Annotated in this window: 17 protein-coding genes; 7 read left to right on the forward strand and 10 right to left on the reverse strand. The window is 39.2% G+C overall.

Annotation, left to right across the window (positions count from 1 at the left end; all coding sequences use genetic code 11):
• Positions 1–4: 4 nt before the first annotated feature.
• On the reverse strand, positions 5–529 hold the full coding sequence (gene ilvN, locus V6C71_12425) for an acetolactate synthase small subunit (GenBank protein HEY9769277.1): 525 nt from the start codon (positions 527–529) through the stop codon (positions 5–7).
• A gap of 294 nt (positions 530–823) precedes the next feature.
• Between ilvN and V6C71_12430 the strand changes: the two genes are divergently transcribed.
• Positions 824–1,456 carry a phosphatase PAP2 family protein gene (locus V6C71_12430; protein HEY9769278.1) on the forward strand — a complete coding sequence of 211 codons (633 nt, stop codon included), beginning with the start codon at positions 824–826 and terminating at the stop codon, positions 1,454–1,456.
• A gap of 108 nt (positions 1,457–1,564) precedes the next feature.
• Here the strand turns inward: V6C71_12430 and V6C71_12435 are convergent, their stop codons facing one another.
• From V6C71_12435 to V6C71_12445, 3 genes are all read right to left on the reverse strand, one after another.
• Entirely contained in the window at positions 1,565–1,831 is a 267-nt protein-coding gene (locus V6C71_12435; GenBank protein ID HEY9769279.1) for a YciI family protein, read from the reverse strand.
• 979 nt (positions 1,832–2,810) lie between these two features.
• The gene (locus tag V6C71_12440) at positions 2,811–3,089 is read right to left on the reverse strand and encodes a hypothetical protein (protein HEY9769280.1); all 279 of its coding nucleotides are present in this window, start codon (positions 3,087–3,089) and stop codon (positions 2,811–2,813) included.
• Positions 3,032–3,547, reverse strand: a complete 516-nt coding sequence (locus V6C71_12445) for a TAXI family TRAP transporter solute-binding subunit (GenBank protein ID HEY9769281.1) — start codon at positions 3,545–3,547, stop codon at positions 3,032–3,034. Before V6C71_12445 ends, V6C71_12440 begins: the two co-directional genes overlap by 58 nt.
• A gap of 368 nt (positions 3,548–3,915) precedes the next feature.
• On the opposite strand from V6C71_12445, the gene V6C71_12450 reads away from it, so the two are divergent.
• Both V6C71_12450 and V6C71_12455 read left to right on the forward strand, forming a co-directional pair.
• Positions 3,916–5,415, forward strand: coding sequence for a NarK family nitrate/nitrite MFS transporter (locus tag V6C71_12450; GenBank protein ID HEY9769282.1), 1,500 nt, complete (start codon positions 3,916–3,918; stop codon positions 5,413–5,415).
• 304 nt (positions 5,416–5,719) lie between these two features.
• Positions 5,720–7,222, forward strand: a complete 1,503-nt coding sequence (locus tag V6C71_12455; GenBank protein ID HEY9769283.1) for a NarK family nitrate/nitrite MFS transporter — start codon at positions 5,720–5,722, stop codon at positions 7,220–7,222.
• A gap of 132 nt (positions 7,223–7,354) precedes the next feature.
• Here the strand turns inward: V6C71_12455 and V6C71_12460 are convergent, their stop codons facing one another.
• The gene (locus V6C71_12460; protein HEY9769284.1) at positions 7,355–7,579 is read right to left on the reverse strand and encodes a hypothetical protein; all 225 of its coding nucleotides are present in this window, start codon (positions 7,577–7,579) and stop codon (positions 7,355–7,357) included.
• A gap of 171 nt (positions 7,580–7,750) precedes the next feature.
• Between V6C71_12460 and V6C71_12465 the strand changes: the two genes are divergently transcribed.
• From V6C71_12465 to V6C71_12480, 4 genes are all read left to right on the forward strand, one after another.
• The gene (locus tag V6C71_12465) at positions 7,751–9,274 is read left to right on the forward strand and encodes a chloride channel protein (GenBank protein HEY9769285.1); all 1,524 of its coding nucleotides are present in this window, start codon (positions 7,751–7,753) and stop codon (positions 9,272–9,274) included.
• 1 nt (position 9,275) lies between these two features.
• Positions 9,276–9,455, forward strand: a complete 180-nt coding sequence (locus V6C71_12470) for a hypothetical protein (GenBank protein HEY9769286.1) — start codon at positions 9,276–9,278, stop codon at positions 9,453–9,455.
• A 131-nt stretch (positions 9,456–9,586) separates the two neighbouring features.
• Complete coding sequence (locus V6C71_12475; GenBank protein HEY9769287.1) at positions 9,587–10,114, forward strand: carbonic anhydrase; 528 nt, start codon at positions 9,587–9,589, stop codon at positions 10,112–10,114.
• A 347-nt stretch (positions 10,115–10,461) separates the two neighbouring features.
• Positions 10,462–10,995 carry a pentapeptide repeat-containing protein gene (locus V6C71_12480; GenBank protein ID HEY9769288.1) on the forward strand — a complete coding sequence of 178 codons (534 nt, stop codon included), beginning with the start codon at positions 10,462–10,464 and terminating at the stop codon, positions 10,993–10,995.
• A 51-nt stretch (positions 10,996–11,046) separates the two neighbouring features.
• Here V6C71_12480 and V6C71_12485 read toward each other — a convergent pair whose 3' ends face one another.
• From V6C71_12485 to V6C71_12505, 5 genes are all read right to left on the reverse strand, one after another.
• Positions 11,047–12,582 (reverse strand): AAA family ATPase, encoded by a 1,536-nt coding sequence (locus V6C71_12485; protein ID HEY9769289.1) that lies wholly within the window; start codon positions 12,580–12,582, stop codon positions 11,047–11,049.
• Between the two features lie 224 nt (positions 12,583–12,806).
• A complete protein-coding gene (locus tag V6C71_12490; protein ID HEY9769290.1) occupies positions 12,807–13,250 on the reverse strand; it encodes a hypothetical protein in 444 nt (147 codons plus the stop codon).
• A gap of 39 nt (positions 13,251–13,289) precedes the next feature.
• Positions 13,290–13,571, reverse strand: a complete 282-nt coding sequence (locus V6C71_12495) for a hypothetical protein (protein HEY9769291.1) — start codon at positions 13,569–13,571, stop codon at positions 13,290–13,292.
• Positions 13,572–13,638: 67 nt separating this feature from the next.
• The gene (locus V6C71_12500) at positions 13,639–13,917 is read right to left on the reverse strand and encodes a DUF1830 domain-containing protein (GenBank protein HEY9769292.1); all 279 of its coding nucleotides are present in this window, start codon (positions 13,915–13,917) and stop codon (positions 13,639–13,641) included.
• 112 nt (positions 13,918–14,029) lie between these two features.
• On the reverse strand, positions 14,030–14,404 hold the full coding sequence (locus tag V6C71_12505; protein ID HEY9769293.1) for a response regulator: 375 nt from the start codon (positions 14,402–14,404) through the stop codon (positions 14,030–14,032).
• Positions 14,405–14,477 lie beyond the last annotated feature (73 nt).

Below are 14,477 nucleotides of genomic sequence, written 5' to 3' on the forward strand. Positions count from 1 at the left end.
TGCTTCAAAGAGTTACCTTCGCTTCAAGAGACTTAAGATATTCTGTGTTGACTTTAGATTCTCTGATTAAAGCAATTTTCCCGGTGCGAGCAATTTCACGAATCCCAAACTTATTCAACATTTGAATAATCGCGACGATTTTGCCAGGATCGCCTACAACCTCAAGAGTTAAGGCTTCTTCAGAAAGATCGACCACCCTGGCGCGAAAAATTTGCGCTAGCTGAATTACTTCAGCCCGATTAGAAGCGGTGGCGTTAACTTTAATTAGCATTAACTCTCTTTCCACACAAGGCTGCTGGCTGATATCCTGTACCTTCAGTACGCTAATCAATTTATATAGCTGTTTAATTAGCTGCTCAACAACTTTTTCATCTCCAGGTACAACCATTGTAATCCGCGAGACACCTACTTGTTCGGCAGGACCTACCGCCAGACTTTCAATGTTAAAACCACGGCGAGCAAATAATCCTGCAATGCGCGTTAAAACTCCTGCTTCGTCTTCTACTAAGACAGAAATAGTTTGCTTGATCATAGCTAAAAAAATGAGTAAGTTTTGATGAGGTTAGTCTCTTATGATAAATGAAATTGGCAGGGTTAATAAACCGCATCTAGTCTGAAGGTGAAGGATCTTGAACTTTCGCGACTCTTATCTAATTGCCTTGTTAAAACCCGCCCTTCTTTTAACAACTGTTCCGACGATTGGAAATTAAGAATCAAGGACGGGAAAATCCATTCTAAATTCTCAACCTTGTTCTTGAAAGCCAAGTCTTTGGTAAAACCATTATAATTGCCGAAGCAAAACTGTGTTCTCTCTAGTTATTAGATGCCAAAATATCGCAAAATCAGCCGAAAAAACTTTTATTTCCTGTTGTTGCTACTATTTCCTTTTTTACAGCTTTGCTATCAAACGATCATTAAAAACTATTATCAGTTCGATATTCAGATTTATGAATTCTTAGAGGCTCAACGAAACACCTTACTAGATTTTATTTTCACTAATGTTTATCGTATTACTGGTACTTACTTCACTGGTTTAGTGGTGTTGATTGCTTTAATAACTTTAATTCGTCAACGCTCTTGGCAAGAAGTTAAAGCCTTAGTTTTTGCTACTTTGGGAATTTTGCTGCTGGTAGACGAAGTACTTAAACCTTTGTTCGATCGCTCTCGCCCTTTTAAACCTCGGTTAGTCAATGATTTAAGCCCTGACAGTTTTCCCAGCGGCCATGCAGCAGGAAATTTGGTTTTTTACTTTTATATGTCTTTTATTATTGTGGCGCGATATCCGCATTTAGCTAAATATATTTATGGTTTGTCTTCTACGTTGGTACTGCTGATTGGCTTTAGTAGTGTATATGTCAAGGCTCATTGGGCAACGGATATTTTCGCTGGCTATATTTTCGGCTATTTTTGGTTACTGATTAGCCTAGTATTATTAAATTTTTTGACTCGCAAATAAGGCCTACAGAAAAATTACTTAAATACTGCCAATAGAGCAAAGGACCGAGCGTTCAAAGCGATCGCTTTTTTAGTCCGATTAACTCATAGTTTAAAATCAACCGTGCATTTACTCAACAACGATGCACCATTCGTGCAGTTCATAATCGACACAGTTATAAATAACCAGAGGATCTTGAGCCACTATTTTCTGAGCTTCTTGTAAAGAATCTGCGTCAAAGACTAGCATTCCTCCTCCTAATTCTCCCCAATAGCCAGTTTTAGCTTTATGTCCTCTGACAATTAGTTGGCGAACATAGCTTTTATGAGCCGATACGTATCGATCAAAAATTACTTTGTTAACTATTCCCTTTTCTATTTTTACAAATGTTGGCATAAATAACAGCTAATTTCTCTAAAAAGCAAATGTAAGATAAATATTATAATAATGTTATGTTAATAAAATAATACTTTAAAATGACGGTGTTGCTGATTAGGTAATGATATAAACTAGTCAACCTCCTTCGGGGGAATTCAAAATTCAACCAGCGAGTCCCTGAACGGATTCCGTGCATGATTAGCCCTAAAGGATTAGAAGTTCGCGTCACACGAAGTTAGTCCGTGCATGATAAGCTTCGCCCTAAAGGATATGCGGAGCGGTATGCTTTAGCACTAGCTTCGCGTCGCAAATCATGCACGGGCATATCGCGTCACCGCTTCGCGACGCGAAGCTAGTCGAAGACTCAGCTTATACTAAAGCCCTGCATTAGTGTAGCAACCAAGAAATATAAATCAATAGTTACACTAAAACCGAAAATGTTTATACCAGAGGATGTCAAAAAAAGGGGGACTATATCAGTACAGGATATGCTGAAGAGCAACTAAAAAACTGCTTACAAGAGTTTACCGCGCCCATATTTGCTAAATTATCCTAACGATCCTGACGGCTCAAATTGTCAGAAATATAATCAGCTAGTCGATCAATATAACGAGCTGATTCAATGCTCCGCAGTACAACAGCTTGCAAATGTAGGTCGATTATTGACTTATTCGTTAGTCATCGAAGATTATTACATAATGAAAACACACTATCATTGCACTCTGAAATATCATCCTAAGATTTGGGAAATGTTTCAAGAAGTAATCGAGAAGACAATCAAAAAATACCCAACAACTAAACAGAATATACTAGATAATATTGTTAGATATTCTCAAGAACTTGCGCAACAAATCATCGTCAAAAATTGTTAATCCAAGCTAATAATAATCTAACCAACCTATCGGTAAGCTCAGCAAGAAAACCTCACAGAGATTTGATGTTTTTTTAATTCGACCTTTTAAATTGGTATTGATCAGAGTAATTTTTTAGATAACTGTTAGGCGGATTGAGGATTAGGCTGATTTTTCAACGAAGTTTCTTGATAGCTAACTGCTCTCATAGCTACTTTCCAAGTAAAAGTAAAAGATTGAAATGACTCTGGAGAAACTCGGTCTTCATCTAAATCTACAATTACTTTGGCTAAAATTTCAAAGAGGTGACGACGCACGAGAGTTAGTTGCTCTAAATCTTCCATGGAATTGATGCGATCGATTAATTCTAGAATTTCGAGATTGTACAGATCGGCACGGTTTTTTTGTTTCCCTTGCAACCACATTTTAAAGACCAAAACAGTTGGTAAGAACCACTTCCTTTTGGCATTAAAGCAATTCTTTTTCCTTTGAGTTCGCTGAAACTATTGATATTAGATTCTTCGCTAACAATTAAATGTAATATTTCTGGAAACAAAGAAGCGATCGCTTTGGTAGAGGGAGAGACCGTGGTATCGTTTTGAATTAGTGCTAATTGCACCCGATCAAACTCCAATAATTGCAAATTTTCTAGAGAGCCTTTTTCAACAACTTCAATCTGGATTTGAGGTTGAGATCGGGCAACGACTTTAGCTAAAGCTTGAGCAAAAGCATAATATTCTCCTTGACTTCCTCCAGTGGCGATCGCTAAGTTATAAACGCGGTTATGGGAGTTATACCATTGCCAGCCAAAGACACTAACAGCGATCTTGCTGAGAAAAATAATCGGCAAGATAAGTTTATTTTGCATTGACAATTGTGTCATTGTCTTCAGCGTTGGTTAGCTAAAAATACTTTAGTAACTAATGATTATTCTACTCTACTTGAGGCGTGAGGCAGTATTTACACTTCATTTACACTTCAATAGCCTATGTAATTATTAAAAGCGATCGCTTTTGCCAAACCGACAAAAAATGACATAAACAGTATCTAAAGAGTCATAAGTAGACAAGATAGTAACTAAATACACATTTTGTGAAATTAAGGTTTTTCTATATTGATGATTGTCGAACGGTAATAAACTTTACTGCCGATTAATTAGTGTTCTATTAATATCTTGCTAATGTTTTTAAAAGATCAGAATAAAAAAGACATTATCGGCATTCAAATTTGTCAATCGCCAAAAAATAAATTATGTCTGGAATTTTTTCCTTTAGTGGTCGCTACCGCATCTTGCACCTTACTTGGTTTGCTTTTTTCTTAAGCTTTGTCGTCTGGTTTAACTTTGCTCCTTTTGCCACAGCAGTGCAAACAGAATTAGGTTTAGAGCCAGCTCAAATTAGAACTCTGGCGATTTGTAATGTCGCCCTTACAGTTCCAGCGCGGATTATTGTTGGGATGATTCTCGATCGCCTTGGTCCAAGAATTACTTACTCTTGTTTATTAATTTATGCAGCTATCCCTTCAATTGCCTTTGCACTCTCGCAAAACTTTACTCAGCTGGTGATTAGCCGTTTAGCCTTGAGTATTGTCGGCTGTGGTTTTGTGATTGGAATTCGCATGGTGGCAGAGTGGTTTAATTCTCAGGAAATCGGTTTAGCAGAGGGCATATACGGGGGCTGGGGTAACTTTGGCTCGGCAGCAGCAGCATTTACTCTGCCAACTATTGCTGCGCTAACGGCTGGTTTGACCGCTAGCCAACTTAACTGGAGATTGGCGATCGCTCTAACGGGAATTATTGCTGCACTCTATGGAATATTTTATTTCTTTAACGTTCAAGATACGCCTCCTGGCAAAGTCTACCAGCGACCAGAAAGTAGTGCTGGATTGGAAGTAACTAGCAAAAAAGACCTTTGGTTTTTGCTCTTGATGAATATTCCTCTGGTGGGAATTTTAGGCGTAATTACTTGGCGTTTGCAAAAGGCGCAATTATTTGGTTCAAGTACGATGTATTTAATCTGGGTTGGTCTAGTCGCTCTATATTTATTCCAAGCTTTTAATATTTACAAGGTCAATCAAAAACTCATCACTGGAGCAAAACGCTACCCAGCAGCAGATCGCTATCAGTTTTCTCAAGTGGCACTTCTAGAACTTGCTTACGTTGCTAGCTTTGGCTCAGAATTAGCGGTTGTTTCAATGCTCCCAGCCTTTTTTGAAAATACTTTTGGCTTAACAGCAGCACTGGCGGGAGGAATTGCGGGAACTTATGCCTTTATGAATCTAGCCGCTCGTCCTGGAGGCGGGTTTATTTCTGACAAAATTGGTAGCCGTAAATGGACGTTAGCTGTAACCCTGGCTGGTACGGGAATTGGTTATTTAATTTTTAGCAGTCTTGGCGAAATAGCTCTACCCCTAATCATAATCATGACAATGTGTGCTTCTTTCTTTGTCATGGCTACCGAAGGTGCTACTTATGCCATTGTTCCTTTGGTCAAGCCTCGGGTTACTGGACAGATAGCTGGTAATGTGGGGGCTTACGGCAATGTGGGCGCAGTCGCCTATCTAACTACCTATAGCTTGCTTCCAGAAGGTGGTGGCGGAGATAAATTCTTTTTTCAGATGTTAGGAGTTGTAGCTTTGATTGTCGCTAGTCTTTGTGCCTTTTTCCTCAGAGAACCAACTGGAGGGCATGGTGAAGGGCAAGAAGTTCACGCTTCTCCAGAAAAAGCGATCGCCTATAAAAAAGCAAATTGACAGTGATTTACAAGTAATAAGTTTTCCACTGCAATCTAACTCTTAAATGTGTAACAAGGCTGACAGAATCAACTCGTCAGGTTGTATAGCTTAAGAGACAAAGCAGTATATTTTGAAGTGCCTAATTAAGAGTTATTCTGGCTCACACCTAAGCTTGTTGCGGAAAAAGTAAGTAAGCAGGGACTCTGCCAAAATTGGTTATTTTTCGCCCTCATCCGCTATTCAACGTTCAAGTTATGCATTGATGCAGTTAGCCTGTGTCTTCATTTGTTCTACCTAGACTCATTAGTTAGGAAATTTCAATATGCTTAAAAGATTATTGTCATTTAGTGGTCGATACCGCATCCTACACCTAACGTGGTTTGCCTTCTTGTTATCCTTCGTAGTCATATTTAACGCTGCCCCTCTAGCTGAATCGATTATAGAAGAGTTTCAACTGAACGAGCTGCAATTCCGGACGATGCTCCTGTGCAATTTAGCTCTGGCGATTCCGTTTCGGATTATCTTCGGTATGTTGATAGACCGCATCGGTCCTCGCATCGTTTTTTCAGGTGTCTTGATTTATGCTGCCATTCCCTGCTTCGCGTTTGCCTTCGCGCAGGACTATAACCAGTTGCTTTGGAGTCGTCTAGCTATTGGCGTGGTTGCAGCAGGATTTGTCGTTGGCATTCGGATGGTGGCGAATTGGTTCCCCCCTCAAGAAATTGGCTTTGCAGAAGGAATTTACGGTGGCTGGGGTAACTTTGGCTCTGGTGTGGCTGCGATTGTTTTACCTCTAGTTGCGACTGGGGCAAGTTTTTTAGTGGGTAGTCAGAGTAGCTGGCGATATACGATCGCCCTTAGCGGCATCGTTGCTGCTGTTTATGGGGTGTTTTATTTTTTCAACGTTCAAGATTCACCACCCCATAAGGAATTCAAGCCAGCTAAGCACCCGGGCGCGATCGAAGTGACAACTCAAAAGGACTTCTGGCTGATGACGATATCGAATTTGCCTCTATATGCTGCTTTAGGCATCGTAGCTTGGCGATTCAACGTAGTTGAAGCCTTAAGTTCTACGGCGGTAGTCATTATCTGTGTAGCGTTACTCGGTTTATACCTATTCCAAACTTACTGGAACTGGAGAGTAAACCGACAGTTAATGGCAGGTCAAAAACGCTATGCCCCCGAAGAACGATACGATTTTACCCAAGTAGTCCTGCTAAATCTAACCTACTTTGTCTGTTTTGGGTCAGAGCTAGCCGTTGTCTCGATGATACCGCTGTTTTTTCGAACGACCTTCAACTTGCCTCTAGCACTAGCAGGAGCGGTGGCTTCCAGCTATGCCTTTATGAACCTAGTCGCCCGTCCAGGGGGTGGTTTGATCTCTGATACAATCGGCAGCCGAAAGTGGACATTGGTTATATTGCAGGCTGTTACAGGAGTTGGCTATCTAACAATGGGCTTGCTCAACGGTAGTTGGTGGCTTCCCCTGGCAATTGGCGTGACTATGTTTGCCTCTTTTTCTGTCCAAGCAGCGGAGGGTGCGACCTATGCAATAGTCCCCCTGATTAAGGAGGAGATTACTGGTCAAATCGCTGGAAGCGTTGGTGCCTGGGGCAATGTAGGGGGGGTAGCTTTCCTCCTTCTCTTCAGTTTATTACCTACGGGTGATGCTGGTAACAAAATTTTCTTCTCGACGATGGGAATCAGTAGCTTGATTATGTTCTTCCTTCTTTGGTTTTTTCTCAAAGAACCTACAGGCTCTCATGAGGAAGAATTGAAACTGCAAACGCCAGCAGTATCTAGTAAATTGACGAACGAGCGATAACAAGGTTAAGCCTAATTCACAATTAAATTTACCAAGAAATTTAAGTTGTTCATCAAATACCGATTATTTACCCTGCCCGATTTAAGTAGCTACGAGGACTTCTCTACTATCATTTAGGATTACTAGATAACTCTAATCCGTTTCGCCGAATATTCTCCAGAGTTCGACTTCGCTGCTGTAGATCGGTGTTGGGGTTGGTTCTGTGGTGTTAGTCAAAGCATAAATAATCGGAATTAAACCCACAGTAATTGAAGAGATAAAAACCAGCAAAGCTATGATTATTTTTTCGCTAGCGTTGAAATGTCTTAAGTAAAAGGGAACATACAATACATCGCGGGACGTTCTTCGGGATTTCATTTCAACCTCTTTCTATCAGCGAATCAGTTTTAAACAATTGCACAGTCACTCTTGTAGCTAAGAGCGTGCATCTTAATTATACAAAAATCGCCAATAAAAAGTAGCAATTGTTACTGTTTACCTCAAAAAAGTATTAATTTAGACAGATTTTTTTAGACTTTAGGAGTAACCATGTCGTCGAACAGTCAACAGGAGAGTGGAAGCAGCAAGCAAAGCTTGCAAGCGTCGCAGACGCGACTTGGGGCGATAGCCCCTGCGTCGGGAGACCCGACCGTTTCCTCCCGTCAAGTTAAAACAAGCGATCTCAGCCGAACTGATAACTTAGAAAGCATGAGTAATGGAAAACAACTGACTTACTCACAGCTTATTCTCTGTGCTGTAGTTATTGGTATCTTTGGCGGTATGGTGGCTACTGTTTATTACTTCGTGCTAGAAACCATGACCCACGGTATGTGGCACACTCTGCCAGAAATAGTCAAGCCGTATTTTCCTAGCTGGCTTGGCGTTAGTAACTATGTCTGGATTGCTACTACTGTTGGTGGATTCTGCGTCGGTTTAGCTCTTTATTTTTTTGGGCTTCCTGGAGAAATGGCTCAGGTAGTCGATAAAATTCATAACCCAGGCAAAATTGATATCCGCAAAACTCCAGCAATGATTATTGCTTCTTTAATCGCCATCACCTCTGGTGGCAGTGCGGGACCAGAAGCACCTTTGGTACAAGTTAATGGCAGCTTTGGTAGCTGGTTGGGCGATAGGTTAAAGTTAACCAAAACTTCAGTCAGAATTCTCACTTTTTGTGGAATGAGTGCAGCTTTAGGTGCTTTTTTTGGCGCACCTATTGGCGCAGCTTTGTTTGCTCTAGAAATTCCCCATCGTCGAGGTTTGCAATATTTTGAGGCGATCGCACCTGCTATTATTGCAGCCATCCTTTCCTTTGCCGTATTCCGACTAAACACGGGAATAACCATCGGTGGTTTTTACCACTTTGAACAAGTTCCTGCCCTTTCCCCTCAAAATTTACTAGAAGGCTTAGTTTTGGGTGTAATTGGGGCTGGATTGGCAGTGATGTTTATTGCCATCTTTCGCATTATTGGCAAGCTACTTAAGCCTTTAGAAGACTATCCTATTTTCTTAGCAACTCTAGGTGGTTTATCAATTGGTCTAATTGCTTTTGCTTTCCCTCAAACCCTATTCTTTAGCGAGGCACAAATTCAAACCGTAATTGAAACGGGGGCTAGTTTAGGCGTTGGTTTGTTACTGGCGATCGCGGTAGCTAAGATGTTTGCCATTAGTTTTACTTTGCATTCTGGCTTTTTAGGTGGTTTTATTTTCCCACTGTTTTTTATTGGTGCTAATGTCGGCTATGCTGTTTCTTTAGCAGTACCTCAAGTTCATCCAACTGTAGGAATGGTCTGTCTGATGGCAGCAGTAAACGTAGCTGTAACCAAAACTCCAGTCAGCACCAGTATTATCCTCAGTGTACTCTCAGGTACGGCAATGTTACCCGTAATTGCGATCGCATCTTTTGTCAGCTTTATTTTAACTAGCCAAATTTCGATGATTAAAACTCAACGATGCCGCGACTTAGAAGAAGTTGACCCTTCTAATCTAATCTTAGAAGAAGTGACGTTAGTCAAAGAGCAAAAAACCAAAATTCCTGGGTTGAATAAGCTGAAGAAATTAGTGAGTATCTGATATGGAATTGATCAATTTTTTGGTGGCAATCTTAGCAATGTTAATTTTGACCACCTTGTTCTGTTTAATCATGACTACAGACTTGGGCTGGGGACCAATTGTTTATCTTGCTTCTTTCTTAGGCGGGATAGTTTTGATGGGTTGGGTAGGTGTGGCTTGTCTCGACCTTTTTAAAGATTGAATTTAATCACTATACTTTGAAACGTAAATAATTCATTACACAATAACCAATCTTGGGCTGCCCAAAAACGTGCTGCCGAACCAAAGTATTTTGAAGAATTAGGTGCAGGACAAAAACCACCCTATTTATACATTGGTTGTTCCGATAGTCGTATGCCTTTAACTAGGTTTACTCAAACCGAACCTGGAGAAATTTTTGTTCACCGAAATATTGCCAATCAAGTGTCCTTGACTGACATCAATTTTTTATCAGTTTTAGATTATGCAGTTGATTATTTAAAAGTGCAGCATATTATCGTCTGCGGACATTATGGCTGTGGAGGAATCACGGCTGCTTTAGAAGGAAACACGACTGGATTGGTTGATAATTGGGTTAATCCGATCCCAGAGCTATATCTTCAAAACCAAGCAGAAATAGACTGTATGTCGATTAGAGACCAAAAAATCGACCGTTTAGCGGACTTGAATGTTATTGCTCAAGTAAAAAATTTGGCTCAAACTTCAATTTTACGTAAGTGTATGCGAGAAAACAATGCACCTCAAATTCATGGTTGGGTACTCAATCTTAAAACTGGTTTAATCGAAGATCTAAAGATAAAAACTTCAGAATGGGGATTAAAACTACCCTCATGTGAATTATATTTATCTCGCTCTAAATAAAGAAAGAATTTTAAAAAGATATTCTGATTATTAGATGACAGTAAGGATTTAAAAGTGGGTTGCGAAGTTCGATATTGCGATCGCTAATCGAGTCAAAAAAACTTCGATAAGTTCTTTAAATTTTACTTGATGATAATTTTCCTCACAAGTTCCTCAAATTTTGCCTATATGATTTTTTGTTATGGAGACATAACTTAAAAACTTTTATTTTCACCAAGATTATTTAGCAAATTGTAATGGTTTATTTAAAGGTTAAAACTCCATTTTTTATTTAGTAGCTAACTCTGATAATTAGTTTTGTTGTCTGAGCTAGCTACTGAATTGTTAGTAAAAGGAACAGCATGATCATGAAAGCTACACAACTACTTCAGCAGTATCGCCATGGAATACTAGATTTTAATGGCGCAAGCCTACACTCTGCCCAACTTCAAGCTGCTGATTTAACTAGAATCAATTTAACTCAAGCAGATCTTAGTGATGCCGATCTAAATGATGTTGATTTAAGCGGTGCTTGTCTGGAACAGGCTAATTTAACCAATGCTAATTTGGTAGGTGCTAGTTTGGTAGGTGCAAACTTGTCAGAAGTTAACTTAATTGGCGCAGATTTAGAAAACGCCGATCTTAGAGGCGCAGATTTGAGTGGTGCAGACTTGCGTTGTGCCAATTTGCACGGCGCTCGTTTGTGTAGTGCCAACCTAACTGATGCCGATCTTGGCGGTACAAATTTAACTAATGCAGATTTGACTGAAGCTAAACTAGCGGGTACCGACATTTCCGTAGCCGAAACCAAAGGCACAAACTTAGAAGGGGTTAATTGGGGCGAATGTGAAAGAAAACAGGAAAATACGTCTCATCATTGGATTACTTGGTCTGGAAAATAAGTATAGACCAGCAGTAAATGTAGCGATGAATAATTTTAAGTTGAACAATATCTAGATTATATTGTTTATTCTTTCTTGCCAATTTGTTTGAGATGTATCTACGACAATTAAATATTTTTGTTCTGCTGTGGTAAAAGCTTCGGCATTTGCCTGCTGAGTGGGTATTAAATCTACTCCCGCATCGGAAATATCTCGCTGACGCTGATTTAAGCGATCGCGCAATACTGATATAGGTGCGGTACAGTAAATTATCTTTAAGGGTATATTGTTAGCTTCTGATTGAGAAATTACAGATTGACGTAGATTGACGCGATCGTATTTAGCATCAAGAATTACCGTGTACCCTTCTTTGACAAGCATAATACCCAACTCTAAGAGGCGATTATAAGTTTTTTGCGTCATTTCCTGGGAGTAAATAACATCTGTTCCAAACTCATCTAGAGGTATTTGGGCGAGGTGTTTGCGAACAGCATCGGAACGAATCTGAATTGCACCCTTGTGTCTGGCAATTGTTCTGGCGACAGTGCTTTTACCCGAACCTGATAAACCAGACATTAAAATTAAATTGCCTAACTTAACTTTAGTATATTGAGCGGCCAGTCGATAGTAGTCGCTAGCCGTTGTTTTCGCTTCTTGCTTATCTGCTTCGCTAATCTGAGGATCGTCTAGTAAAAAAGAACTTACTTTAGCCCTAACATAAGCCTGCCTGCTCAAATATAAAGGTAATACTAGCAGCCCTGGCCAGTCGCTCGTGTATTCAAGATAACTATTCAAAAAAGCATTGGCAAGATCGGGTTTTTTTTTTGCTTCTAAATCCATGACGACAAACGCCACATCGTATATCGTATCGACGAAGCGAAAAGACTCGTTAAATTCAAGGCGATCGAATAACTGAATTTTATTGTGCCATAAGCAAATATTTTGCAGGTGTAAATCGCCATGACATTCTTTAATTCGCTGCTGTTTTACTCTGTCTTTAAATAAATCTTTTCGTTCGGTAAAGAAAAAATCGGTATATGCTTTAGTAGCTTCAAACTGCTCTTTAGTCTGAACAATACCAATATATTTTTGTGATTGCTGATAATTTTCTTCAAAAGCAGAACTAATTTGAGCCACTGTGCCAAAGCTGCTAATATAATCATTAGTTTCGGCGTGGTTATGAAATTGAGCCACGATCTTGCCCAATTCCCCAAAGCGATCGCTTTCTAGTTTTCCTGCATTTAAAAGATTAGAAAATAAATTTTCCTGCGGAAACTGACGCATCTTGAGGACATACTCGACAATATTTTCTGAATTAGCCAGAAAAAAATTATCATCACATTTGCTAATTGGAATAACTTTTAAATATAGTTCGGGAGCAATTTTCTGATTAAGCTGTAATTCTGTTTCTAAGCAATGCTTTCTTTTAGATAGAGTTGAGTAATCAAGAAACCCAAAATTCACCTTTTTCTTAATTTTATAAGCATATTGTCCTGTTAAAAAAACACAGGCAGCATGAGTTTGAACTATCTCTATTTTTTCTGCAACAGTATGTGGATAAAAATGAGGCTGCTGCATCTGAGAAATTAAATTGGAAATATCACTCATGTAAAGTTTACGATGATAAATATAATTATTTTAAATCAATTGCGAAGTAGAAAAAAGTTTGAATAAGCTTTTGATTTTTCCTAAAGGACGACGCGAAGGACGCGACGTAAGGAGCTAATCCTTTAGGGCTAGTCCTTTAGGGCATATGATGACCGCATACCGCTACGAGACCGAAGGGCGGAGTGCGGTTTATCCGTGAATCCTTTAGGGCATATAGCTTTTAGCTAGTTTTCACTTACTAGATTGCGATACATTTCTCCTAAATGAGCAAGGACATCAATTAATGTCAGGCTAAAATCGCTGAGATGTTCAGTGCGTAAACCTTGCAATAACAGTTGTTTTTCTAAATTATCAATCAAGTTCACGTGAATCTCGACAACTTTATTGAATGGCAGATCGACCAAGAAAGCTTCTTCCACAAAGCGATCGATTAGATTATTAATATTATCTTGCGAAGAGAAATAATCAAACAGAATTTGAGAGTAGATTAATTCTAGCCTGTCGAGCAATTCTCTTTGTTCCAAAACAGATAGATTTGGATAGAATTGCTGAATATCTCGTTGACAATATACTCCTGAATATTTTAATCGCTTTTTTAGTTGAGAATTTAATCTAGTTTGTTGCGATCTATGTCGATCAAGATGATATTTACTAATGGCTACGGACATTGTTTAGCCTCCCCAATAAGATTGAAAACCGATAAAAATCTAATGTTTACAAGTCGTGTTCAGGTATTTTTTGCTGCTTAGTTTTTTAAGTTGTTCACGACTAGTTTCCAGATTTTTTAGCAAATCAGCACTGGGTACTAAAACTTTTGAGCTAATTGATAGATTGACAATTCTATTCGATTGTAGATACCTTTTCTCAGCAAGTTTTTCTAAATCTGGCATTTCTTGCCAGCAATTACGACAAAACCAATATTCTCGATGTTTGCTAATATGGCGCAGCATTGAAGTAGAACAACAAGGACAGGTAGTTAAAATGCTCATGATTATTTAAACCAATATTAAAGAACATTAATATCAAGTGCGTTTTGATATTTGGTCGAGAACAAGACTAAATTGCAGCTAGTTTTTGTGGAGATTGATTAGCAGGTAAGTTCTGACAGGAAAATGTTTGTTCGAGCACTGAATTTCCTACTCGTTCGAGATAAACTTCTAGCCTTCCTTCAGGTGTTGTTTCAAATAAAATTCTTTGTTGAGGAAAGACTACTCTTTCATAATTGCAATTATGACCGTCAAGTACTCGAATAAGCTGTATTTTGGGTGTAGAATTAGTGTAATAACACAGTATTTTCAATGTCGATCGCTCAGTTGCGGGACAAGTAAGTAGCATAATTTTTCCTTGCTTCAATCTCATTCAAATCATAGTTTTAAAATCTGAAGAAACTGTGAGGAACTTGAATAAAATCTAAAAAATATTGATTACTATAATCACACCCTGGTGCCTACCAGCCGAGGAATCCAGAGATTTGACTAGCAAGGGTAAGAGAATCAAAAGGTTTGTTGATCACGCCTTTTGCCCCTGCACTGTAGAAACGACGGCGATCGCTTGCTTGCGCTTTAGCAGTAATAAAAATTGTGGGAATGTGTTTAGTTTTGGGGTTAAGCAGTAGTTTTTCAATCGTTTGTATTCCATCTACTTCGGGCATCATCGCATCTAATAAAATAGCATCTGGCTGTTCGTCTTCAGCGATCGCCAAACCTTCCATCCCACCAGAAGCACCCATCATTTCCCAACCCGCCTCAGATTCTAAGCAAAAACGAGCTAAGGTTTTGATATCATCCTCATCATCAATAAATAAAATGCGTTTCGGGTTCATGTTATTAAAAAGCGACAGACAATAAAATTTTACCTGCATATTACAGCATTTTTGAAGCCACGGGTCACAAGAA

It is taken from the genome of Coleofasciculaceae cyanobacterium, assembly GCA_036703275.1.
In the GTDB taxonomy this organism is placed as follows: domain Bacteria; phylum Cyanobacteriota; class Cyanobacteriia; order Cyanobacteriales; family Xenococcaceae; genus Waterburya.